The 22,238-nt window shown below is 69.9% G+C and carries 22 protein-coding genes; 9 read left to right on the top strand and 13 right to left on the bottom strand.

Going from position 1 to position 22,238, the window contains the following annotated elements; all coding sequences use genetic code 11:
• Nucleotides 1-2: 2 nt before the first annotated feature.
• From NB3_RS12915 to folE, 4 genes are all read right to left on the bottom strand, one after another.
• On the bottom strand, nt 3-1,676 hold the full coding sequence (locus tag NB3_RS12915; RefSeq protein ID WP_067801588.1) for a fatty acid CoA ligase family protein: 1,674 nt from the start codon (nt 1,674-1,676) through the stop codon (nt 3-5).
• The gene (locus NB3_RS12910) at nt 1,673-2,587 is read right to left on the bottom strand and encodes a beta-ketoacyl-[acyl-carrier-protein] synthase family protein (protein ID WP_067801585.1); all 915 of its coding nucleotides are present in this window, start codon (nt 2,585-2,587) and stop codon (nt 1,673-1,675) included. The genes NB3_RS12915 and NB3_RS12910 overlap by 4 nt, the downstream gene beginning before the upstream one ends.
• A 9-nt stretch (nt 2,588-2,596) precedes the next feature.
• The gene (locus NB3_RS12905) at nt 2,597-3,649 is read right to left on the bottom strand and encodes a 3-oxoacyl-ACP synthase III family protein (RefSeq protein ID WP_084486198.1); all 1,053 of its coding nucleotides are present in this window, start codon (nt 3,647-3,649) and stop codon (nt 2,597-2,599) included.
• Between the two features lie 532 nt (nt 3,650-4,181).
• Entirely contained in the window at nt 4,182-4,832 is a 651-nt protein-coding gene (gene folE / locus NB3_RS12900) for a GTP cyclohydrolase I FolE (protein ID WP_435794775.1), read from the bottom strand.
• Between the two features lie 106 nt (nt 4,833-4,938).
• On the opposite strand from folE, the gene NB3_RS12895 reads away from it, so the two are divergent.
• Nucleotides 4,939-5,640, top strand: a complete 702-nt coding sequence (locus NB3_RS12895; RefSeq protein ID WP_084486197.1) for a helix-turn-helix transcriptional regulator — start codon at nt 4,939-4,941, stop codon at nt 5,638-5,640.
• 54 nt (nt 5,641-5,694) lie between these two features.
• On the opposite strand, the gene NB3_RS12890 is transcribed toward NB3_RS12895, so the two are convergent.
• Nucleotides 5,695-6,357, bottom strand: a complete 663-nt coding sequence (locus tag NB3_RS12890; protein ID WP_067801733.1) for a TetR/AcrR family transcriptional regulator — start codon at nt 6,355-6,357, stop codon at nt 5,695-5,697.
• A 104-nt stretch (nt 6,358-6,461) separates the two neighbouring features.
• On the opposite strand from NB3_RS12890, the gene NB3_RS12885 reads away from it, so the two are divergent.
• From NB3_RS12885 to NB3_RS12870, 4 genes are read left to right on the top strand one after another with little or no spacing between them, the layout of a single operon-like run.
• On the top strand, nt 6,462-7,337 hold the full coding sequence (locus NB3_RS12885) for a metal-dependent hydrolase (RefSeq protein ID WP_067801575.1): 876 nt from the start codon (nt 6,462-6,464) through the stop codon (nt 7,335-7,337).
• Nucleotides 7,334-8,401, top strand: a complete 1,068-nt coding sequence (locus tag NB3_RS12880; RefSeq protein ID WP_067801572.1) for a PDR/VanB family oxidoreductase — start codon at nt 7,334-7,336, stop codon at nt 8,399-8,401. Before NB3_RS12885 ends, NB3_RS12880 begins: the two co-directional genes overlap by 4 nt.
• A gap of 37 nt (nt 8,402-8,438) precedes the next feature.
• Nucleotides 8,439-9,911 carry a flavin-containing monooxygenase gene (locus NB3_RS12875; RefSeq protein WP_067801569.1) on the top strand — a complete coding sequence of 491 codons (1,473 nt, stop codon included), beginning with the start codon at nt 8,439-8,441 and terminating at the stop codon, nt 9,909-9,911.
• Between the two features lie 5 nt (nt 9,912-9,916).
• Nucleotides 9,917-10,828, top strand: a complete 912-nt coding sequence (locus tag NB3_RS12870; RefSeq protein WP_244891885.1) for a short-chain dehydrogenase/reductase — start codon at nt 9,917-9,919, stop codon at nt 10,826-10,828.
• 13 nt (nt 10,829-10,841) lie between these two features.
• Here NB3_RS12870 and NB3_RS12865 read toward each other — a convergent pair whose 3' ends face one another.
• Nucleotides 10,842-11,525, bottom strand: coding sequence for a TetR/AcrR family transcriptional regulator (locus NB3_RS12865; RefSeq protein ID WP_067801566.1), 684 nt, complete (start codon nt 11,523-11,525; stop codon nt 10,842-10,844).
• 149 nt (nt 11,526-11,674) lie between these two features.
• On the opposite strand from NB3_RS12865, the gene NB3_RS12860 reads away from it, so the two are divergent.
• The gene (locus NB3_RS12860) at nt 11,675-13,246 is read left to right on the top strand and encodes a succinic semialdehyde dehydrogenase (RefSeq protein WP_067801563.1); all 1,572 of its coding nucleotides are present in this window, start codon (nt 11,675-11,677) and stop codon (nt 13,244-13,246) included.
• A 33-nt stretch (nt 13,247-13,279) separates the two neighbouring features.
• Nucleotides 13,280-14,110 carry an SDR family NAD(P)-dependent oxidoreductase gene (locus tag NB3_RS12855; RefSeq protein WP_067801560.1) on the top strand — a complete coding sequence of 277 codons (831 nt, stop codon included), beginning with the start codon at nt 13,280-13,282 and terminating at the stop codon, nt 14,108-14,110.
• A 186-nt stretch (nt 14,111-14,296) separates the two neighbouring features.
• Here the strand turns inward: NB3_RS12855 and NB3_RS12850 are convergent, their stop codons facing one another.
• The gene (locus NB3_RS12850; protein WP_084486189.1) at nt 14,297-15,100 is read right to left on the bottom strand and encodes a putative protein N(5)-glutamine methyltransferase; all 804 of its coding nucleotides are present in this window, start codon (nt 15,098-15,100) and stop codon (nt 14,297-14,299) included.
• A 96-nt stretch (nt 15,101-15,196) separates the two neighbouring features.
• A complete protein-coding gene (locus NB3_RS12845) occupies nt 15,197-16,066 on the bottom strand; it encodes a YdcF family protein (RefSeq protein ID WP_084486188.1) in 870 nt (289 codons plus the stop codon).
• Between the two features lie 508 nt (nt 16,067-16,574).
• Here NB3_RS12845 and NB3_RS12840 point away from each other — a divergent pair.
• Nucleotides 16,575-17,420: a bifunctional 5,10-methylenetetrahydrofolate dehydrogenase/5,10-methenyltetrahydrofolate cyclohydrolase gene (locus NB3_RS12840; RefSeq protein WP_067801551.1), complete on the top strand. Its 846-nt coding sequence runs from the start codon at nt 16,575-16,577 to the stop codon at nt 17,418-17,420.
• A 35-nt stretch (nt 17,421-17,455) separates the two neighbouring features.
• On the opposite strand, the gene NB3_RS12835 is transcribed toward NB3_RS12840, so the two are convergent.
• From NB3_RS12835 to NB3_RS12820, 4 genes are all read right to left on the bottom strand, one after another.
• Entirely contained in the window at nt 17,456-18,193 is a 738-nt protein-coding gene (locus NB3_RS12835) for a DUF8176 domain-containing protein (RefSeq protein WP_067801548.1), read from the bottom strand.
• 248 nt (nt 18,194-18,441) lie between these two features.
• Nucleotides 18,442-19,089, bottom strand: a complete 648-nt coding sequence (locus tag NB3_RS12830; RefSeq protein ID WP_084486187.1) for a nucleotidyltransferase domain-containing protein — start codon at nt 19,087-19,089, stop codon at nt 18,442-18,444.
• Nucleotides 19,090-19,143: 54 nt separating this feature from the next.
• Nucleotides 19,144-19,896 (bottom strand): L,D-transpeptidase, encoded by a 753-nt coding sequence (locus NB3_RS12825; RefSeq protein ID WP_067801727.1) that lies wholly within the window; start codon nt 19,894-19,896, stop codon nt 19,144-19,146.
• A gap of 176 nt (nt 19,897-20,072) precedes the next feature.
• Nucleotides 20,073-20,507 carry a winged helix-turn-helix transcriptional regulator gene (locus tag NB3_RS12820; protein ID WP_067801542.1) on the bottom strand — a complete coding sequence of 145 codons (435 nt, stop codon included), beginning with the start codon at nt 20,505-20,507 and terminating at the stop codon, nt 20,073-20,075.
• A gap of 66 nt (nt 20,508-20,573) precedes the next feature.
• Between NB3_RS12820 and NB3_RS12815 the strand changes: the two genes are divergently transcribed.
• Nucleotides 20,574-21,476 carry an NADP-dependent oxidoreductase gene (locus NB3_RS12815; protein ID WP_067801541.1) on the top strand — a complete coding sequence of 301 codons (903 nt, stop codon included), beginning with the start codon at nt 20,574-20,576 and terminating at the stop codon, nt 21,474-21,476.
• A gap of 33 nt (nt 21,477-21,509) precedes the next feature.
• On the opposite strand, the gene NB3_RS12810 is transcribed toward NB3_RS12815, so the two are convergent.
• A complete protein-coding gene (locus NB3_RS12810; RefSeq protein ID WP_084486186.1) occupies nt 21,510-22,169 on the bottom strand; it encodes a cyclodeaminase/cyclohydrolase family protein in 660 nt (219 codons plus the stop codon).
• Nucleotides 22,170-22,238: the final 69 nt, after the last annotated feature.

The raw sequence follows: 22,238 nt of genomic DNA, 5'->3' as shown, positions 1-22,238 counted from the left end.
GATCAGGCGTCCGTTCCCAGGCGCTCGGCCGCCCACACGGTGAGCTGTTCGCGCCCGATCTTGGCGTTGTGCCGGATGTCCACCGGGAACGACGGGTGGACGAGGAAGTCGGCGATCGTCCTGGTGAGCTCGAATCCCGCGCCGTGGGCCCGCAGCGCGGGCTCGACGACGGCAGGGTCCGCGCCCGGCCGCAGTTCGACGCACAGCACCGGTCGCTGCGCGCCGCGCGGGCCGATCCCGACCAGCGCCGTGCGGGCCACGCCCGCGACGGTGTTGAAGATCTGCTCCACCTGGACGGTGAACATCGGTCCACGTGCCGTGACCACACGCTGGCTCTTGCGGCCGCAGAACCAGATCCGCCCCTCTTCGTCGATCCACGCGAGGTCGCCGGTGCGGTGCCAGATCCGGTCGCCGTCGACGATCTTGCCCAGCGCGTTCGCCTGCTCCGGCCAGTAGTACCTGGTGCTGACGTTCGGCCCGCTCACCACCAATTCGCCGATGCCGCGGGTGTCCGCAAGACCCTCCGCGAGTTCTTCGGCCCGGTCCCACGTCGGTATGGGCTCGTCGGTGATGGCGACGACGCGCGCCTGCACCTGGTAGGAGGGCCTGCCGATACAGGTGCCCGCGCCGCGGTGCGCCCGTTCGACCAGACCGGCCAGCAGTTCCCGCGACTCGATGGTCGACATCGGCAGCGCCTCGGTGGACCCGTATCCCGCGACCACCTTCGCGTCCTCGCCGAGCACCGCGCGCAGCCCGGCGATGCACCAGTCCGGCACCGGCGCGCCACCGGAGTAGACGCTCTCCAGCGACTCGAGCGGGGTCGGGTGGGCGCGCAGGTACTCGAGCAGCGGAATCAGGAGGGCGGGGGAGGCGAACATCGTACGCACCCCGAACTTCTCGATCGCGTCGGCCACGTGTGCCGGGTCGGTCGCGCCCACCTTGCTCGGGATCAGCGGCGGCAGCACACACCGTGAGCCGAGCAGCAGATCCAGCACGCCGACCAGCGGAAGGGTGATCAAGGACGCTTCCGGCGCCACCTCACCGCGCGCTACGTGCACCTGCTCCACCATCGCGGCCAGGTTGCCGTGCGTCAGCTGCACGGCCTTGGCCGGACCGGTGCTGCCGGTGGTGAACGCGATCACCAGCGGGTCGTCCTCGGTGGCCGGGCGGCCGGTGGCCACCGGGCCGGTGGGTGTGCGGCCCCAGTCGCGCAGCGTCTCGCCGCGCCAGAACCAGCGTCGGCCGACCGTCACCGTCGTGCGGACGGTGCGGAAGCCGCGCCGGAACAACACGCGCAGCGCGTGGGCCTGTGGGATACCGATGAACGCCTCGGCGTCCACGGCGCGCAAACAGCGCAACATCTTCCGCACGCCCATGCCCGGGTCGATCACCACGGCCACCGCGCCGATCTTCAGCAACCCGAACATGATCGCGTACAGCTCCGGGCTCGGCAGCACCAGCACGATGGTGCGCGTCCCGGTACCGACTCCCGAGGCGGCGAGCCGCTGGGCGATCGTGTCCGACCACGCGTCCAGCTCGCGATAGGTCAGGTGCCGGTAGGCCGGCAGGCCATCGGGGCCGACCCCGTCCGCGTAGCGCACGGCCACGCGGGTGGGGTCGGTGCGGACGACCGCACGAAACCGATCGATGGCCTGCCAGTAGGTTCCCGTTGTCACGCGGGCGCCCCGGCGAGGACGGGCAGCCGGTAGAGCGCCGCCGCTGCCGACGGGCCCGCGCCCGCCGCGACGAACAGCACCTGGCGGTGCCGGGCCAGGGCGTCGTCCGCCACCGCTTGGTCGTAGGCCGCGGTCAGCGCCGCCGTGTGCGGATCGCCGTCGCGCAGATCCGGTGTGCGAACCGAACTTTCGTCGATGCCGAGGGCGGCGGCCAGCTGCTTCGGGAACGCCGGGCTCGGCGTCGAGGCGATCAGCGCGATCTCGTCGAGCGAGACGTGGTCGGACTCGGCGAGCGCCCGGCGCGCGGCGTCGATCGCCACCTCCAGCAGACGCTCCTCGAAGCCGGGCTCGCGGTCCACCGTCATGGCGCCGCGGCCGGTGTTGCCCATGGTCGTGACGTCGACGTAGGCCTCGATCGCGGGCGTGCCCTCGCCGGCGACGGTGTGCACCCGGCCGAAGCCGGTCGGCTCGTCGGTGTGCTCGAGCAGCAGGGCCGCGCCGCAGGTGGCGTACGGGAACCGGTCGTCACCGACGGAACGCAACAGGGACGGATGGGTGTCGCCGGAGACGACGAGCACGTGCTCGGCGCTGCCGGTCTCCAGGACCGACGTGGCGACCTGCACCGCGTTCAGCACACCGACCGCGCCGTTCATCAGGTCGAACGAGAACGTCCGCGGGTCGTCCTTGGCGTATTCCAGGCCGATTCCGGCCGCTTTCTGGATCAGCGCCGACACCGCGGGCTCGACGGTGTTCGAATCCCGGAAGATGCCCGCGTTGATCAGCAGCCCGACCTGGTCGGGACGGATACCGGCACGCTCGAGGCACCGCTTGGCCGCGCGCCCGTTGTGCTCGACGATGCTGTTGGTGTCGCCGCCGCGGCTGATCGCGGTGGCTTTGATACGCACGCTCATGACCGGACCTCAGACCTTCAGCGACGAGATGGTGGTGGACAGGAACCCGGTGACGATGCCGGAGGCCGCCGGCACCAGCAGCAGCTTCGAACCCGCGGGAATGTTCTGCTCGCCGAGCTGATCGTGCAGCACGATGAAATGCGAAGTGGTGGAAGTGTTTCCGTACTTCTCGATGACTCGCAGGTCCGGCGGCATCGGGCTGCCGAACTCGCGTTCGGCGATCGCGTTCATCCACGGAATGGCGGTGGCGCCGAACTGATGGTGGATGACGTAGTCGAATTTCTCGTCGGCGAAGGTCTTGCCCTGCGCCTCGAGGAATTTCCGCTGCGTGTTGGTGCCGAGCAGGAAGCGATCCTCGTTGTGCATCCTGCGGTTGTCGGTGTACATCGCGATGCCTTGTGTCTTGCCGCTGGGCATGCCGAGGCACAGCTGCGCGTATTCCGCGGCCGTCATCATCTCGATGTAGTGGATCATGTCGTTTTCGTCGACCGCTTGATCCAAGACGATCGCGCACCCGGAATCGCCGACGGACAGCGAGGCGAATTGCGGATCGTATTTCTGGGAAATCTCGGCGACTGCGGTCTCGGCGATCGGAGTAATGGCTTCACCGCTGACCACGAGGCCGTTGCGAACGGCGCCGGACCGGATCATCCGGTCCAGGATGTACGTCCCGGTGAGCATTCCGGCGCAGGCGTTCGCGACATCGAATGTGATCGCGTTCTTGGCACCGATAAGACGGCTTATCGAACCGGCGAACGACGGCTCCATGTACATCCTGGTCGCGTGCTTGCTGCGCGTGATCGAGGCGGAGATGATCACGTCGATCTCTTCCGGCGCATACTGTGACCTGGACAGACAGTCTTCGACAGCCTTGGTGGCAAGCGTGAACGAGTCTTCGTGACTTTCCGGCCTGGTATCGCGGACCCGGCGTTCACGGACGCCGGTGATTTTCTCCAGATCGAATGAAGGCGGTTCTTTCAGCCCGGCGAGGAGTTCCGCGGTGGTGACCACTCTGGAAGGCAGATAGGCGCCGATGGATTCGAAACGAGAATGGGGAGACACGAGCGCTCCTGAAATCGTGGGGAAATACGGTTCCGGATCGACTCTGATCGTCGGTGCATTGAACACTACCCGACAGTAACAACGAATGGCTATATCGCCGTGGAGCGCTCCGTCTGAGACGGAAATCACTACGGATGGTATGTGTTTCGTGAGGTATCACCAACCGGTGACCGGCTGGCTATGGCGTTCGCAGTATTGCGATGTGAGGTGCCGTTTCGGTTTTTCGCGGTGTTTCGCGCCGAAAGCCGTACGCGGCGTGTGGTGCGGCCGAATGCGCCGCTTCAGGAATGGCAACCGATCGGCTATTACCGGATGGTGGCAACGGGTGCGTACCGGGAGGGAGGTCTCTCTCGCCGGATGTGAGTGACCTCACTGCGAATCGTGCGTCCGATGCGAGGCCGGACGGCGGGGCGAGCGGATGCGCGGTATATGGCGAAGACCGCTGTGGCGCAAGAGGAATCGCCCGGACCGAGCCGCCCCGCCGTGCGGACGATCACGACGGAACGGGGCCGCGGCGCACCGGCCGAAGTGGTCAGGGCGTGATCCCGGTGAGGGAGAAGAACTCCTGACGGGAGCGGGCATCCTCACGCAGCGTGCCGAGCATGGTGGAAGTGACCGTGCTCGTGCCGGAGGCCTGCACGCCGCGCAGGGTCATGCAGGTGTGCTCGGCTTCGATGACGACCCCGACGCCTTTCGGGCTCAGATTCGTCGCCAGCCAGTCGGCTATCTGTTTGGTCAGCCGTTCCTGCACCTGGGGGCGGCAGGAGAAGTGCTCGACGATGCGGGCGAGCTTGGACAGTCCGAGGATGCGATCGCCGGGCAGATAGCCGACGTGCGCTACCCCGACGAATGGCAGCAGGTGGTGCTCGCACACCGACCGCAACGGAATGCGGCGGGCGAGCACGAGTTCGTCGTAGCCTTCCTCGTTCGGGAAGGTGGTCAGGTCGAACGGGCGGGGAGTGAACAGTTCGGCGTAGGCGCGCGCCATCCGGCCCGGGGTTGCTCTGAGGTGCTCGTCCGCGAGGCCGACGCCGAGGGCGGAGAGGAACTCGCCGGCCGCGCGCTCGGCGGCGTCCAGGTCGATGGTGGCGCCGGAGTCGTGGACGACCCGTAACGGACGCCCGGTGGGCTCGGGGAGTAGTGCGCTCACCAAGCGCTCGGCCTGCTGCATGTCACTGGTCACGACGATCTCCTGTAGCCCGGATTACGACAAATATTATTGGTAAAAATACCGCGAACAGTCAAGATCGTGCATTGATACCATCACCGTGAGTGTTATCGTGAAGCGTGTGACCAGCGATGCGGCGATCGGTGCCGTGGCCGCCCTCGACGACGAACTGCGGCGCGGGATGTACCGGTACATCCGTGGCGCCCGTCGTCCGGTGACCAGGGACGAGGCCGCCGAGCAGGTCGGGATATCCCGCAAGCTGGCCGCGTTCCATCTGGACAAGCTCGTCGACGCCGGACTGCTGCGGGCCCGCTACGAGCAGGTGGGCGGGGTCCGGCGGGTGGGACGCGCCCCGAAGGTCTACGAGCCCGCCGACACCGACGTTCAGGTGAGCATCCCCGAACGGCGTCATCAAGTGCTGGCGGAGATACTCACCGACGCGGTCCTCGCCGAGTCGCCCGGCGAGACTTCGCGGGAGGCGGCGATCCGGGTAGCCCGCGATCGCGGCGCCGAACACGGACAGGCGCTACGGCGAGAACTTCGGCCGGGGCGTCTCGGCGCCGAACGCGCGTTGACGCTGCTGCACTCGACGCTGACCGATCAGGGATTCGAGCCCAGCCGGGAAGGCTCGGGCTGCCTGCGGCTGCGTAACTGCCCGTTCCATCCGCTGGCGGCCAAGGCTCCGGGCCTGGTGTGCGGAATCAACCACGCCTACCTGCGCGGCTTCCTGGACGGCCTGGAAACCGACAGCGTGACGGCGCTTCTCGCGCCCGCGGCGGGGGAATGCTGCGTCGAACTCCGTTCGACCGCCGATCGCGAGTGAGCGCGGGCGGAGCCGCGCCGTCGATGCGCTGGCCCGGCCGTGCGGCGTCCGGACCTAGGCCTCGGTGCTCAGCGAGGAGCGCGCGGTGGCGATCCGTTCCAGCACATCGGACGCGTGCGCGTCGAAACGCTCTCGGGACACCAGGATCTCGCCGTCGAGCCAGGGGCGGTACAGGTAGGCGAGCGCGCCGAAGATGGCGCTGGCGTTGAGCTCGTGATCGTGCTCGTCCGGCATCGGCGCTGTGTAATCGCCCGCGCTGATGACCAGCGCGATCGGCGCGGTGAAGAGGCCGATGAGCTCGTAGGCGCGCGGCAGCAGCACTGGCGTCGCCTGCGACTCGACGAACATGATCCGGCCGCGGCGGCGGTCCTCCAGGAGGTAATCGGTGAAGACGGCGACCATGTGGCGGAACATGGCGTCGCGTTCGACCGGTGCGTTGGGCAGTTCGTCCAGCAGCCGGTCGCGCGCGCCGAGCACCACGGTGTCCAGCACGGTGGTCAGCAGCGCGTCCAGGTTCGGGAAGCTCTCGTAGAAATAGCGCTCGGTGAGGCCGGCCTGTCTGCACACCCCGCGCATGGACGTCTCGGCCGCGCCGACCGTGGCCATCAACTCCGTGCACGCCTCGATCAGCTGTTCCCGGCGTGCGGCGACGCGATCGGCGGGGGATTGCCCGCGCCAGCGGCGCATGCCTGGAATCGACCCGTCGGCTTCGTCCATGGCCGCCATCTTCTCATAGCGTCCGAATTGACATCATGTGATGTTGACAGCATGTGATGTCACCAATACATTGCGAAGAACCGATCGATCACGAGGGGTGCGAGATGGGTTCTGCCGGATATGCCGACCAGGCGCACGCCATCAACGCGCGGGCCGTGGAGTTCGACTTCGCCACGGTGCCGATGCATTACATCCCCGGCGAGGCGATGGCCACCCACATCATCAACGTGATGCACCTGGTGCTCCCCGAAGGCGAGCGCGCGATGGCGCAAGCGCTGGCCGAGGCGTTACCCCTGATCGACGACGAGCGGCTGCGCGAGGAAGTCCGCGGCTTCATCGGCCAGGAATCCATGCATGCCAGTTCGCACGAGAAGGCGCGCGAACAGCTCGAGCGGCTGGGTCTCGAGGTCGGCCCGATGGTCGAGCGGGTCACCTGGCTGATCGACCGGATACTGGGCGACCACGGACTGTCCGGCCGGGCCAAGCGGGAGTGGCTGTGCGAGCGGCTGGCGCTGTTCGCGGGCATGGAGCACTACACCGCGGTCATCGGCGAATGGCTGCTGACCAACGACAAGCTCGAGGCCAAGGGCATGCACCCGGCGATGCTGGATCTGATCCGCTGGCACGGTGCCGAGGAGGTCGAGCACCGCAGCGTGGTCTACGACGCGTATATGCACGTCGACGGCGGCTACGCGCGCAAGGCGCGCCAAGCGCTGCTGGCGAGTGCGGGCTTGCTCGTCTTGTTCGTCGTCTCCGGCGGCTACCTCTTCCACAAGGACCCGTCGAGGCACAAGGGCCGGTTCTGGCCACTGCAATTGGCCAGCGCCTCGGTGCGCGGGGTGGTGCCGAGCTTCACGACGTTCTTCACCGAGATCCCGCGCTACCTGCGGCCTGGCTTCCACCCGTCGCAGCTCGGCCCGATGGACAACGCGCTGCGTTACCTCGCGCAGTCGCCCGCGGCACGGGCGGCGCGCGCGTGACCGCCGTCGAGCGGTTCCAGCCCGGACCGGCGCTGCGCCTGATCGGCTCGGCGGCCGACGCCTACAAGCGATTGTTCGTCGAAAGCGACGCCGCGCGATTGCTATCGCGCCCAGATCCGGTTCGCCGCAGCGGCTACGAATTCGAGGTGGTCGTCGACCGGATCGGCGCCGAGGCCGACGGGGTGGTGAGCCTGTGGCTGCGCCATCCCGACGGCGGTCCGCTGCCCGCGTGGACGCCGGGCGCGCACTTGGACGTCTTCCTGCCGTCCGGTCGTCAGCGGCAGTACTCACTCACCAACGACCCCGCCGACCGCGGGTTCTACCGCATCGCGGTGCGCCTCATCGCCGACGGCGAGGGTGGTTCGGCGGAGATCCACCGTGATCTGCGGGTGGGCGATCGGCTGGGTGTGCGCGGCCCCCGCAACGCGTTCCCCTTCGTCGCGGCCCCGTGCTATCTGTTCGTCGCGGGCGGCATCGGGATCACCCCGATCCTGCCCATGGTCGCCGCGGCCGAGCGCGCGGGAGTGCCGTGGCGGTTGATGTACCTGGGCCGGTCCAGGACGCGCATGCCGTTCCTGTACGACTTGGCCCGCTACACCGGCGGTGACGTGGTGGTGCGGCCGGACGACGAGTTCGGCGTACCCGACGCGCGGATGATCTTCGAGCAGACGCCGCCCGGCGCCGCGGTGTACGTCTGCGGTCCGCCGCCGCTGGCCGAGGCCGCGCGCGGGGTGCTGGCGCTGCACGATCCGTCGGCATCGCTGCACACCGAGCGGTTCTCGCCGCTGCCGGTGTGCGACGGCGAGCCGTTCCGGATCAGCCTGCGTCGCAGCGGGTTCGACGTGGAGGTCGCCGCCGACGAGTCGGCGCTCACCGCGATCCGCCGCGTGCTGCCCGGTGTGGCCTACTCCTGCCAGCAGGGTTTCTGCGGCACCTGCAAGACCCGGGTGCTGGCGGGGACGGTGGAGCACCGGGACCGGACGCTGCTCGACTCCGAGCGCGCGGACGCGATGCTGACCTGCGTCTCCCGCGCGTGCGGCGGCGAACTCGAACTGGATCTGTGAGCCCGGCGGGCGACGTCGCCCGCGGTGGGAGGAGGACATGGCAGTGGCTGCGCGACCGGAGCATGTCCCGCTCGTGGTGATCGGAGCGGGGATAGCCGGGATCGGTCTGGCCGTCTCGCTGCGCGCGGCGGGCATCGACGATTTCGTGTTGCTCGAGCGCGCCGACGATCTCGGTGGCACCTGGCGGGCGAACACCTACCCGGGCTGCGCCTGTGACGTGCCCTCGCAGCTGTACTCGTACTCTTTCGCGCCCAACCCCGACTGGTCGCGCACCTACGGCACGCAGCCGGAGATCCTCGCCTACCTGCGCTCGGTCGCGACGCGCCACGATGTGGTGCGTCACATGCGGTTCGGCGTCGAACTGCTCGAGGCGCGCTGGGACGAAGCGGCCGCGCTCTGGCGGCTGCGCACCGATCGCGGCGACCTGACCGCGAACGTGCTGGTCTCCGCCGTCGGCCCGTTCAGCGAGGCGCGGATCCCACGGCTGCCGGGCGCGGAAACCTTCGCGGGGACGCAATTCCATTCGCTGCACTGGGATCACGCGCACGATCTCACCGGCGAGCGCGTCGCGGTGATCGGCACGGGCGCGTCGGCCGTGCAGTTCATCCCGGAGATCCAGCCGGCGGTGGGCGAGCTGACGGTATTCCAGCGTTCGGCGCCGTGGATCGTCTCACGGCTGGATCGCCGCACGCTGCCCGCCGAACGCGCGCTGCTGCGGCGGGTGCCCGCGCTCGGCCGAGCGCTGCGCGGCCTGTACTACACGGGCATCGAAGGATTCGGCCTGGTCGGCTTCGTGGACAAGCGATTCCGGCATCCGTACGAGGCGCTGGGCAGGCTCCAGTTGCTGCGGCAGGTGCGCGATCCCGAACTGCGCCGCAAACTCACCCCCGACTACGTGATCGGGTGCAAGCGGGCGATCTTCTCCGACGCCTACTACCCGGCGCTGACCCAGCCGAACGTCGAGGTGGTCACCGAGGGCATCCGGGAGATCCGCGCCGGTTCGATCGTCACCGCCGACGGCGCCGAGCGCCCCGTGGACACGATCATCTGGGGCACCGGGTTCGGTGTTCCCCCTGCGGTTTTCGAACGGGTGCACGGCATCGACGGCCGGTCCATCGGCGCGCGATACCGGGAGCGGCCGAGCAGCTACCTGGGCACGACCATGGCGGGCTTCCCGAATTTCTTCTGCACGCTGGGTCCGTTCGGAGCCGCGGGCAATCAGTCCGCGATCTATATGATCGAGGCCCAGGTGCGCTATATCGTCGATGCCGTGACCACCATGCGTGCGCGGAACATCCAGCGGATCGATGTGCGCGAGGAAGTGCAGCGAGCCTTCCTCGACGAGGTGAACGAGCGCAGCCGCGACACCGCCTGGCTGACCGGCGGTTGCCGCAGCTACTACCAGACCGCCGACGGCGGCAACGCGGGCCTTTACCCGAACTGGAGTTTCGAATATCGCAGGCGGACAAGCCGATTCGATCCGGAGTCCTACCGGCTGCGGGCCGGGTGAGCGCCGTGATCGTCGACTTGCTGCGTCGGCTGGTGTCGCCGCCCGCCGCGCACCGCCTTGACGTCCGCGACCGGGTGGTGGTGATCACCGGGGCAGGCACCGGCATCGGCCGTGCGCTGGCCGAGAAGCTCTACGCCTCGGGCGCTTCGGTGGCGCTGATCGATATCGACCAGGCCGCGGCGGCGGCCGTCGGCCGCTCTATGGGGGAGCGGGCGCTGGTCGTGCGCGCGGACGTCTCCGATCGAATCGGCATGCGCGAGGCCATCTCTCAGGTGCGCGAGCGGTTCGGCCGGATCGATGTCGTGGTGGCGAACGCCGGAGTGGCGCCGGAGCCGGCGACCATCAGGACGATGAACCCCGGCGACTTCGATCGGGTCATCGGCATCAACGTGACCGGGGTGTTCAACACCGTGCATCCGGCGCTGGAGGACATCGTGGCCGCGAAAGGACACGTGGTGGTGGTCTCCTCCGCCGCGGCGTTCGCGCCGGGCATGGCCGGTTCGCCCTACATGGTGAGCAAGGCCGCCGTCGAGCAGTTCGGGCGGGCGCTGCGGGTGGAACTGGCCGCGGTCGGGGCGACCGCGGGCGTGGCGTACTTCGGCATCGTCGACACCGCCATGACCCACGGCACCCTCGACGAGGACGAACTCGGCGCCGATCTGGGCGCGTTGCTGCCGTGGCCGCTCAACCTGCGCATCACCGTGCGCGACGCGGCGGAGTCCATCGCCGACGGCATCGCACGCCGCGCGGCGCGCACCATCACACCGCCGCAGTGGGAGCCCTACGCGTTGTTCCGCGGCGCGATCAACGTCGTGCTGGACAGCAGGCTGACCCGGGACCCGCGCGTGCACGACCTGATCCACCGGGTCGAACAGCGCGTCCTCGACAGCCGCCCCGTCACCCCGGTTCCGCGCTGACCCGCGGGCCGGGCTACGGCTCGGCGGGGAAGATCGTCGGCAGCGTCAGCGCGTACTCCAGATCGGCCCGCGTGCCGAGCGTCGTGAGCAGCACACGGATCATCGTCAGCCGTGCCGCCGCCACGGTGTCGGCGTCCGGTTCGGCTCCCGGCGCGGTGCCTGCGGAGATCCGGTAGACCACGTACTCGCACAGGTGCAGCGCGGCGTCCAGGTCCAGCGGGCTCGGCACCGGACGGCCGAGTCCGGCGAACGTCTCGCGCACCAACTCGCGGATGTCGTCGAGCGCGCGCTCCCGGTAGGCCGACACCGGCGAGCCCGGGTCGTGCAGCTCGGCGAACAGCGGCCGCAGCATGGGGCCGTGCCCGCGCGCCCAGTCCAGGTAGGCGTCGATCAGCCGGATGCCCAGCTCGACCGGCTCGTCGGTGCCGGTCAGCGCCGCGCGGATGCCGCCGACCAACCCGTCGTTGGAACTGTCGAGCACCGCGAGCAGCGGCTCGTTCGCGTTGGCGAAGTAGCGGTAGAAGGTCGGCCGCGCCAGTCCGGCCTGCTCGATGATCTGCGCGACGCTCAGCCCGCGGGAACCGGTGCGGGTGAACACTTCCGCCGTCGCCAGCACGATCCGCGCGCGCACCTCCTCGGCCTGTTCCGGGGTCTGCGGCGGCCGGCCGCGGCGGGCCGCCGTCGACTCAGCCGGCATGGTGCCACCTCACAACGCGGCCCCCTCGATACCTGTGCGCCACGACGAACAGCTTGACACGACCAGTGACATAGACATTAATCTAACACCACTGTTCATTAAATAGGGCGCGCATGCGGCGCCGCCCACCGCTCGCGAGAGGGCCGATCATGACCACCGCCTCCCACCCGGCCACCGCCGACGCGCTGCCCTCCGCGCTGGTGCGGCCGTTGCTCGCGCACGCCGTCGCCGGCGGCGCGCCCGCGGTCGAAGTGTTCGCGCCCGCCACCGGCGCGAAGATCGCCGACCTGCCGCAGTCCTCTACCGCCGACATCGAGACCGCGTTCGCCACGGCCCGCGAAGCGCAGCGCCAGTGGGCGCGGCGTCCGGTGCGCGAACGCGTCGCGGTGCTGCGCCGGTTCCACGACATCGTGCTCGCCGAGCAGGACACCATCCTCGACATCGTGCAGACCGAGACGGGCAAGGCGCGCGCGCACGCCTTCGACGAGGTCGGCGACGTGGCGGTGAACGCCAGGTACTACGCCTCGGTGGCCGGACGGCTGCTGGCCACCCGCAAACCCCGCGGGGTGCTTCCCGTGCTCACCCAGGTGGACGTGCGGCACCGGCCCAAGGGAGTGGTCGCGGTGATCTCGCCGTGGAACTACCCGCTGGCCTTGGCCGTCTCGGACGCGCTGCCCGCCCTCGTCGCGGGCAACGCGGTGGTGGCGCGCCCGGACAACCAGACCGCGCTCACCGCGCTGTGGGCCATCGACGCCGCCGTGCGCGCCGGGCTGCCGCGCGGGCTCTGGCAGGCCGTGCTCGGCCGGGGTTCGGTGATCGGCGGCGAGGTGATCGCCCGCGCCGACTACGTCGACTACACCGGCTCCAGCGCGACCGGAAGGACCATCGCCCGGCAGGCGGGCGAGCGGCTGATCGGCTACTCGCTGGAACTCGGCGGCAAGAACCCGCTGCTGGTGCTCGCCGACGCGGACGTATCGCGCGCCGCCAAGATCGCCATCCGCGCCTGCTTCGCCTCGGCCGGGCAGCTGTGCGAGTCGATGGAACGGATCTACGTGCACGACAGCGTCTACGACCGCTTCGTCACCGAATTCGTCGCGCACGTCGAGGCGATCCGGCTGGGCGGCGGGCTGGACTACGACAGCGACATGGGGTCGCTGACCTTCCAGCGCCAGCTGGACACGGTGGTTGACCACGTGAACGACGCGGTGGCCAAGGGCGCCACAGTGCTGGCGGGCGGTCGCGCGCGGCCGGACCTGGGCCCGTACTTCTACGAGCCCACCGTCCTGGCGGGAGTGCGGCCCGGCATGACGGTGCACCGCGAGGAGACCTTCGGCCCCGTGGTCTCGATCTACCGGGTGAGCAGCGACGACGAAGCCGTGGCGCAGGCCAACGACACCGCCTACGGCCTCAACGCCAGCGTCTGGACCAAGGACACCGCCCGCGGCCGCGCCGTGGCGGCACGGATCGAGGCGGGCTCGGTGAACGTCAACGAAGGCTTCATCGCCGCGTGGGGCAGCGCCGACGCCCCGTCCGGCGGGCTCGGCATCTCCGGCACCGGGCGCAGGCACGGTCCGGAAGGCCTGCTCAAGTACATCGACACCCAGACCATCGCGGTGCAGCGGGTGCTGCCGATCGCGCCGCTGCCCGGCATGTCCGAAGCGCTCTGGGCCAAGACCATGACGCTGTACTTCGGCGTCATGAAGGCGCTCCGGCAGAAATAACGCGCACGACTCACGAATCAGGAAGCAGTACGGATGAAACTGGACACGGTGGCGGGCAAGAGGGTCCTGGTCACGGGGGCCGCGATGGGCCTCGGCAAGCTGTTCGCCGAGCGCGCGGTGCGCGAGGGCGCCGCGGCGATCGTGCTGTGGGATATCAACGAGGCCGCGCTGAAGGACACCGCCGCCGAACTGACCGGCCGCGGCAGCGCCGTGCACCACCACGTGGTCGACGTGGCCTCGGCCGAGTCGATCACCGAGGCGGCGGCGAGCGTGCGCGAGCAGGTCGGCGGCATCGACATCCTGGTCAACAACGCGGGCATCGTGCGCGGCAACCGCTATTTCTGGGAAACCGAGAACCGCGCCGACATCGACAAGACGATGGCGATCAACTCGCTCGGCCCGATGTATGTCACGCTCGAATTCCTGCCCGCCATGGTCGCCGGGTCCACCGAAGCGCGGGTGCTGACCATCGCCTCCTCCGCGGGCCTGGTGTCCAACCCCCGCATGAGCGTCTACGCCGCGTCCAAGTGGGCCGCCCTCGGCTGGTCGGACTCGGTGCGCATCGAGTTGGAACAGGCGGGCCACGACCACGTGAAGGTCACCACGGTCTGCCCGACCTACATCAACACCGGAATGTTCGAAGGCGCCAAAGGATTCCTGTTCACGCCGATCCTGGAACAGGACAAGGTGGTCGACACCTCATGGCGCGAGATGAAGAACGGCACCCCGCTGGTCGTGCTGCCGTGGACTTCTCGCCTGAACAAGGCGCTGTCCGGTCTGCTGCCGATCAGACTGCGCGACCTGTTCCTGAACACGGTCGGGGTCTACCACTCGATGGACGAGTTCACCGGTCGCGCGAAGTAGCGCGCGGCACGACTCGCCGGTGCGCAGGCACGACAGCCGCTCCGGTGGCCGTCTTCAGGTGTGCCGCCTCGCCGGAGCCAGAACCTCGGCGCACCGCAGCGCTGTCCGCAGGTGCAGGCGCCGAACGCGCCGCGCGCTGGACGGACGGCCTGCCCGAGCCGTGATCGCGACTACCCGACGCCCTCGTCAGCGGGGACGGGTGCCGATGACCACCGTCGCGTAATTCTCCTCTGATTCGGAGACCTGCCCCGCGAGGCCGTATCGAGCCAGGATGGACAGGGCCGGCGGCGCCTGCTGCTCGCTGGATTCCACGAACAGCTGTCCGCCCGGCGACAGCCACTCGGCGGCCTCGGCCGCGACCCGGCGGAAGACGTCCAAGCCGTCCGGACCGCCGTCGAGAGCGGTGCGCGGCTCGTGCTCTCGGGCCTCCGGTGGCATCCGCGCGATCATCGCCGAGGGGACGTAGGGGGTGTTGCAGAGCAGGATGTCGATGCAGCCGCGCAACTCTTCGGGCAAGGGTTCGAAGAGGTCCCCTTCGTAGACCGGCGCGCCAAGCGGGGTGAGGTTGCGGCGGGCGCACTCGACCGCGACCGGATCGATGTCGGCGGCCGCCAGGGTGACCGGACGGCCCTCGTCGGCGGCGGTCCGCGCCACCGCGAGGCCGAGCGCGCCGGAACCGCAGCACAGATCGACCACCACCGGATGACCGCTGCGGTCGCGGAGCGACTCGACCGCTCGGTCCACCAGGAACGCGGTGCGCTGCCGCGGCACGAAGACGCCGGGCGAGACCATGACCCGCAGCCCGTGGAATTCGGCCCAGCCGAGCACATGCTCGAGCGGGCTGCCGGTGACGCGCTGGGTGACGAGCACTTCGAGGTCCGCACCGGTCTCCGCGGCGGCGGCGGTGAGCAGCCGCGCCTCGTCCTCGGCGAACACGCAGCCCGCCGCCCGGAGCCGGGCCACCACATCGACACTTCCCGCAGACGTCACCGGGCCATCGTGCCGCGCGCACAGGCGATGGCGCCAACGGATTTCCCCCGGTGGTGGGGACCGGCGCCGCGGCCGCGGGTCGCTATCGGCCCGGCGTCAGCGTGCCGTATCGAGTTGGAAGGTTCGGGTGGCGTCGAGGTAGATGCCGCGCTGGCCCGCTCGGCCCGGCGGCGGCAGCTGCGAGACCAGCTGTTCCAGCGAGGTCGTCGCCCCGACGACCCTGGTGCCAGCGACGATGAAATCGGCCACGGCGCGGCGGATGTGGTTGGGCGAGGTGACCACGATCGCGCTCGTCGCACCTACCTCACGCAGCAGCCTCGTGCTGAACAGGGCGTTCTGCACGGTCGAGCCCGCGCGGCTCTCCACGTGGATTCGGGTGGGCGGCACGCCGTGGCCGACCAGCCAGTCGCGCATGGCCTCGGCCTCGGTGACGCCGTTCTGCGGATTACCGCCGGTGACGACGATCGGCGACAGCGGCGCCGCGATCGACTGCAACCAGGCCGCGGTGAGCCGGTTCACCAGTTCCGGACGCAGCGCCCCGTCCGGGAGCAGGCCGTAGCCGAGCACGACGATGCCGGTCTGCGGTCCCGCCAGCGCGGGCAGCGGGTTCGGCAGGGTGCCCACCGCGGCGCGGATGGCGCCGAGCACGTTGTCGGTGCCCTGCGCCAAGCCGGGGTCGACCGCGTGCAGCCGGGCCATGGCGTCCACCAGCGCGGGCAGGTCACCGGCGTAGTCCGACCAAATCGCCTGCAGGGCGAGCGCTTCGGCGTCGGCCGGGTCGGCGCCGATCAGGTTGCGCAGGTCGGCGCGGCCCGCGGCGTCGTCGCCGTTGGCGAAGTGGCGCTGGGCGGAGTTGTACAGCGCGTCCGTTTCCGGCGCGGCGTGCGCGGGAACCCCGGCGAGCCCGGTGAGCGAGAACGCGGCGAACGACGCCGCGACGAGAAGTTTCCAATGCCTCGAGATCATCACTACAGTCGTCACCTTTCCGCTCTGTAACGGGATGGCACGTGCTAGCAGTTAGCTGGGGCAAGCACGGATTACCATACGGCCGAACCTCCCGACCATGCCGCACATTGCGAACGGGTCCTGCGATGCCGTCACGGCGACGCGCGCTCGGCGCAATCGCGGGTCGTGCAATCGCCGTCGGTGGTTGCCGGAGCGGTGCCGGTCGCCGACTCACTTTTCTTCGGTACCGCGGAGAACTTCGGAGCGGCGCCAGGCGAACTGCCGCCGTAACTCCCGCCCGTGTCGCTCTGCCCCGGCCTGGCGAGCCGGTCGGAAGGGGCGCCGGGGCGGACGGAAGTCCGAGGCGGGCCCGCCGGTGCCACCGGGACGGTGGACGAGAGCCCTCAGGGCGCCGGGTCCGGTCGCGTTCGCTGCGCCGCCCGTTCAGCGTGCGATTGCCTCGTATCAGCGCGGCTCGGCGTGGACTGGTGCGGTATTCGTCCGGCCGCGCCCGTTAGGCTGTGTCAACGTGGATACCGTTTCGCTGTCCGGCAAGGAACTCGCCGCCGCCATCAACGCCGACACCAAGGCCCGCGCCGCCGCACGCACCGAGGGCGGCGCCGCCCCGCGCCTTGCTCTGGTCGTGGCGAACGACGACCCGGCGAGCGCCTGGTATGTGAACTCGCTCCGCAAAGCGGCCGAACGGCTCGGAATCGCCTGCGACACGGTCGATCTCGGCGCGGAAGCCGACGTGGCGGCGATCCGGGCCGAACTCGAAGCGCGGGGCGCGGATCCGGCGACCGACGCGATCATGCTGCAGACCCCCTTGCCGAAGGGCGTCACCCTCGACGATGTGAGTTCCGCGATCGTCGCGTCCAAGGACGTCGACGGCGTCAGCCCGCTGTCGCTGGGCCTGCTGGCGGCCGGGCTCGACGGCTTCGTCCCCGCCACCTCCGAGGCCGTGGTGGAACTGCTCGAACACCATCGGATCCCGCTGGCGGGCCGCCACGTCGCCGTCGTCGGCCGCTCCAACATCGTCGGCAAGCCGCTGGCCCAGCTGTTGCTGGCGAAGGACGCGACCGTCACGGTGTGCCACTCCCGCACCGCCGACCTCGCCGCCGTCACCGCCACCGCCGACATCGTCGTCGCCGCGGCGGGCCGCATCGGCCTGATCTCCGGCAAGCATGTCCGGGAGGGCGCGGTGGTCATCGACGTCGGCACCAACGAGGCCCCCGACGGCAAGATCGTCGGCGACGTCGACGCCGACTCGGTGCGCGGCAAGGCCGGGGGGCTCAGCCCCGTCCCCGGCGGCGTCGGCCCGGTCACCACGGCACTGCTCATGCGCCACGTGGTCACCGCCGCCGAATCCGACTGATCGACCGCGTTCGGGCGTGCTCGCGACGAGCCGCCTCACCCGCGGGCGATGGCGCTGATGAGCGTGCGCTCGCCGTCCTTGGTGGTGGTGACGATCTGCGGGTTGTAGGTGACCGGCTGCTGCCCTGGGCGGTACTCGGTCACCACCACGATGTACTGGCCCGCGAAGGCGGCGGGACTGATCGCGACACAGTGGGTGGTGCCGGCGGGAATGCTGTCGATGCCGCGCTGGATCGCGTCGGCTGCCTGGACGGCGGCGTCCGCGGTGGTGGTGGCGCGGACCTGCTCGCCGGACCGTTCCACGTAATAGGCGTGCTGGAAGGCGAAGATCACCGCGGGACCGGAGTCGAAACCGCCCACGCCGTTGCCCTGGATCCGGTTGCCCACTCGCTCGGCAGGGCATTGCGCGGCGGGCGCCGCGGGGGCGGTGTTCTGCGCGGACGGAGCCGGTGCGGCGGACTGGGTATCGGGCCCGCCGGCCCCGACCAGCAGATAGGCCACGAGGGCCAGTGCGGCGATGCCGAGCGTGGCGAACAGCGGCAGCGCCCATCGCCACGCGGTACGCGGCGCGGGTGAGCGGTCGATCAGTCCCGAGAATTGATCCTCGTACAGGTCCGGCTCGGCTTCCCGCGGCGGGGCGGGTTCGGCCGGCTGCTCGGCCGGCCGATCCACCCACGCGGCCCACTCGCCGCGGTAGTCCTCGCCGGACGGCGCCTGCGGCGGCCGTTCGGCACCGTACGGATTCCCCCGGTCGTAACCGGGTCGTGCGCTCATCTCCGGTCGATCCATCGCCCCGCCCTTCATCAGGTCCCCGTCAGATTAACCGCATCGTCACGAGCCGGGAACGCCGCGCCGCGTTCACATTTGAGCCGCCCGCCCCTCGGAGGGTACCGCCCGGTACGTCGATCCGGCGCACCTGCGCCGCGCGATCGGGCCCGGCTCGCGGGATGGCGCCGACGGGTCCGCCGTGCCGACGGCCGAGCGTCGTTGCCACGGCGAAGCGCGGTTCGGGATTCCGGGCATCACCCCAGGAGATCCAGCCATTCGTGCTCGGGGAAGTGGCCGGTCACGTACGTTCGCACCGCGGCGCGCTGTGCCGAAGTGAGGTGCGGCCAGGTCCGCTCTAGATCCGCGCGGTCCTTCGGCCTGCCCTGCTTGGCTTTGAAGATCAGCACCAGTTCCGGGTTGAGGTACCGGATGCCGTCGTCGGCGATCCAGGTCACCTCGTCGAGCGGTGCGACCATGGCGCGATCGCGCCGGTTGACCCACGCCCCGTCCTGTCCTGGATTCAGCAGGAGGTCGATCAGCCACGGCGACCGGGCGTTCGCGCGCAGCCACACCTGATCGGCGTTCTCGGCCACCTCGGGGAAGCGCTCGTCGACGGGGCGAATGCCGTCCGGGCCCGCGGACCAGATGTGCAGGCGGCCCCGTGCGGCGGTGCGCAAGGCGGGCAGATCGGCGCGGAACATCGCCACGTCGATGTCACTGTGCTGCCGCCGGGTGCCGGTGCAGGCGTCGATCGCCCAGCCGCCCGCGATCCACCACGGAGCGTCGATGTCGCCGAGGATCTCGCCGACATCGCCGGGCGTGACGGATGCCCAAGGGCCCCAAAGATCCTGGAACTCGGCTTCTTTCGCGTCACGCGGCGGTGGAATCGGAAACTCGCGCACTGGTGCCCCTCCCGTCGGATGCGTCATCCGACGCTACCCGGAGAGGGGCGCGGATCACCAGTGCGTGACGACGGGGTCGCCGACTCCGATCGTGTGATAGACCCATTCCGCGTCGTCGGGGGCGAGGTTGATGCAGCCGTGGCTGACGTTCGCGTACCCTTGCTGATTCACCGACCACGGGGCCGAGTGAATGAAAACCCCACCCCAGGTGAGTCGTTCGGCGAATTCGCCGTTGATGATGTAGCCCTCCGGCGAACTCAGCGGAATGCCGATGGTGCGGGAGTCGAACACGACGGACCGGAATTTCTCCAGCACCGGCCAAGTGCCGGTGGGTGTTTCGTATCCCGGCTTGCCCATCGAGGCCGGCATCGTGCGGACGACCGTGCCGCCGACGGTGAGCGTGAACGTGTGCGCCGACATGTCCGCTTCACCGAAAACGCCCGCGTTGGTGCGGAAGTCCGTGCGCACACCGCCGACCGAGACGAGGATGCTCGCGTCGGCGGGCAGGAACCCGGTCGGCGTCCACGTCACTTCGCGATCGCCGGTCCACGCGAAGGTGCCCGGCAGCGGCCGGGCGGTTCTGATGTCGATGGATTGTTCCGTTCGTGCGCGGTCCGTGACAGGTGCGGCGAAACGAATGGTCACCGGATGGGCGACGCCCACCACCTGGCCGTTCGAGGGTCCGATCGCCGCCACCGCAGGCGTCGACGGCTTTCCGATCATCGTCGCTGCCGCCGCGCCCGACCCTAACGCGGCCAGTGCCACGATCACGGTCGCGAGGAACAGGTACCGAATGGCGCTCCTCATGGCGTCCACCCCTTCGAGCTGGTGTGGTAGGCAAGGAACAGTCTAAGCCCCCATGATCAACTCGGCCACGGATAGAACCGGTCCGCAGTCCGGTTGTGCTCGGGGAGCACGCCCATCATTGGCCGCTTACCCGGCCGAGCCGAATCGAAACGGGTGCTTTTCCGAGCCGGCGCCGGTCAGCGCGATCCGCCGGATGGCACCGGTTCCGGCGGAGCCGCCGCTCGCGCGTCGAAATCCGCACGGGCGGCGAGTATCCGGTCCTGATGCTCGACGGCCCACACGCCCATGGCGTGGGTGATCGCACCGATGCTCGCGCCCATCTCGGTGAGCGAATACTCCACCCGCGGCGGCACCGTGGGATAGACCGCACGGCGCACCAGGCCCTCGCGCTCCAGGTCTCGCAAGGTTCGGGTGAGCATCTTCTGGGTGATGCCGTCCAAGCGGCGACGCAATTCGTTGAAGCGGATCGGCCCGTCGTGGCCGCGCAGCACACCGAGCACCAGCATCACCCACTTGTCGGCGAGCACGGTCAGCACTTCGCGTGCGGGGCAGTGGTGGAGGTAGTTGTCGACCAGGTTGCCGGCCGCGAGCCGGTCACAGACAGTATCCATTGGGTACCTCGGTATCGAAAAGGTGCCTTCTTTCCGAAAGGTACCATCTGCCGCCAGAATCGGCGCATGCTCGCAATCACGCAATACGCGTTCGGTGGCCCGGAAGTGCTGCAAGTGGTCGAGGTGGACCGGCCGCGGCCGGGTCCAGGGGAGGTGCTGGTGCGGGTCGCCGCGACCAGCGTGAACGCCGCCGACTGGAAAGTGCGCGCCGGACTGGTCGGGAAGCTGGGTGATCCCCCGCTGACGCTGGGACTGGACGTATCGGGTGTCGTAGCCGAACTCGGACCCGGCGTGGACCGGTTCGCGATCGGTGATCCGGTGTACGGCATGGTGTTCGGCGGCGCGAACGCGGAATACGTGGTGGCGCGGGCGGATACGCTGGCGCCGAAGCCGGGGAACGTCGACCTGGTGCACGCCGCCGCACTGCCGACGGCGGCGCTGACCGCGTGGCAGGCGCTGGCCGCGCTCGGCGCCGGGCACCGTCTGCTGGTGCACGCGGCCGCGGGCGGCGTCGGGCACCTGGCGGTACAGATAGCCCGCCATCGCGGCGCGTACGTGATCGGCACCGCGCGCGCGGCCAATCACGAGTACCTGCGCGGGCTCGGCGCGGACGAGGTGATCGACTACACCGCAGTGGATTTCGCCGCCGCCGTGCGCGAAGTGGATATCGTGCTCGACCTGGTCGGCGGCGCGTACGGCGCCCGCTCGCTTCCGGTGCTCCGCCCCGACGGCAGGTTGATCGACACCCAGGGCTCGGATGCGGAAGGCGACCCGCGTTACGAGCGGTTCTATGTCGAACCGTCCGGGGTGTCGCTGCGCGAGATCACCACGATGGTCGAGCGCGGTCATCTGCGCGCGACCATCGACCAGGTGCTGCCGCTGGCGGACGCCGCGAAGGCGCACGAACTCAGCGAGTCGGGGCGGGTGCGCGGAAAGATCGTGCTGGTCGCGTGGGACCCGCCCGCCTGACGGCGCCGGGACGCGGACGTCCCGGCGAGCGGGTCAGCTCCGCACGGCGTGCAGGACGTCGGCGTGCATCGCGTCCGCCCGCGCGGTGAGCTCATCGATGCGCACCAGGACCGCGGCGAACCGGTCGCCCTCGGCGGCGGGCAGCGATGCCACGTTGATCTCGATGTTGAGCTGGGAGGAGGTCGCGGCGGCGCGGCAGGCGTCGGCGGCGGCGCCGATGTCGGTGACGACGTTCGGGTTCCCGATCGGCAACAGCTCCGCCGCCAGCGACAGCACCTCGTCCGCCTCGTCGACGACGGCGGCGGGCACCCGGGCGGCCTCGATCAGCGCGGCGTTGATCGACGCGGTGCGGGCGGCGAGCTCCTCCGGGGTGTCCTTGGGCAGCTTGTAGGCGGCGCCGACGGCCGTGAACGCGGCGGCGTCGGCGTCGGCCAGCGCGAGCGCGCGCTCGCGGGCCGCGTCGGCGGCCTCGATGATCCGATCGATCACCGGCCGGTTCTCGGCGTCCTTGGCGCGCGTGGTGTAGCGCGCGACCATCGCGACCAGCGCGGCGGCTTGGGCGGCGTGCAGCGCGGCCACCGCGCCGCCGCCCGGTGCGGGAATCTTGGCGGCCAGATCGCTCAGATACTGCGCCAGGGCGGCCCCGCCGAAGGACGGCGCAGTTTCCGTGGACGACGAGCTGGTCTGCGACACGAGGGTGTTGCCTTTCGTTTACGGCGAGGTTGGTCTACGAGTAGACGCTACCCCGTGGCGCCGTTCGCT

The organism is Nocardia beijingensis NBRC 16342, assembly GCF_001612785.1.
Taxonomy (GTDB): domain Bacteria; phylum Actinomycetota; class Actinomycetes; order Mycobacteriales; family Mycobacteriaceae; genus Nocardia; species Nocardia beijingensis.
The sequence above is the reverse complement of the archived record's forward strand: the minus strand, read 5'-3'. Positions and strand labels throughout refer to the sequence as shown.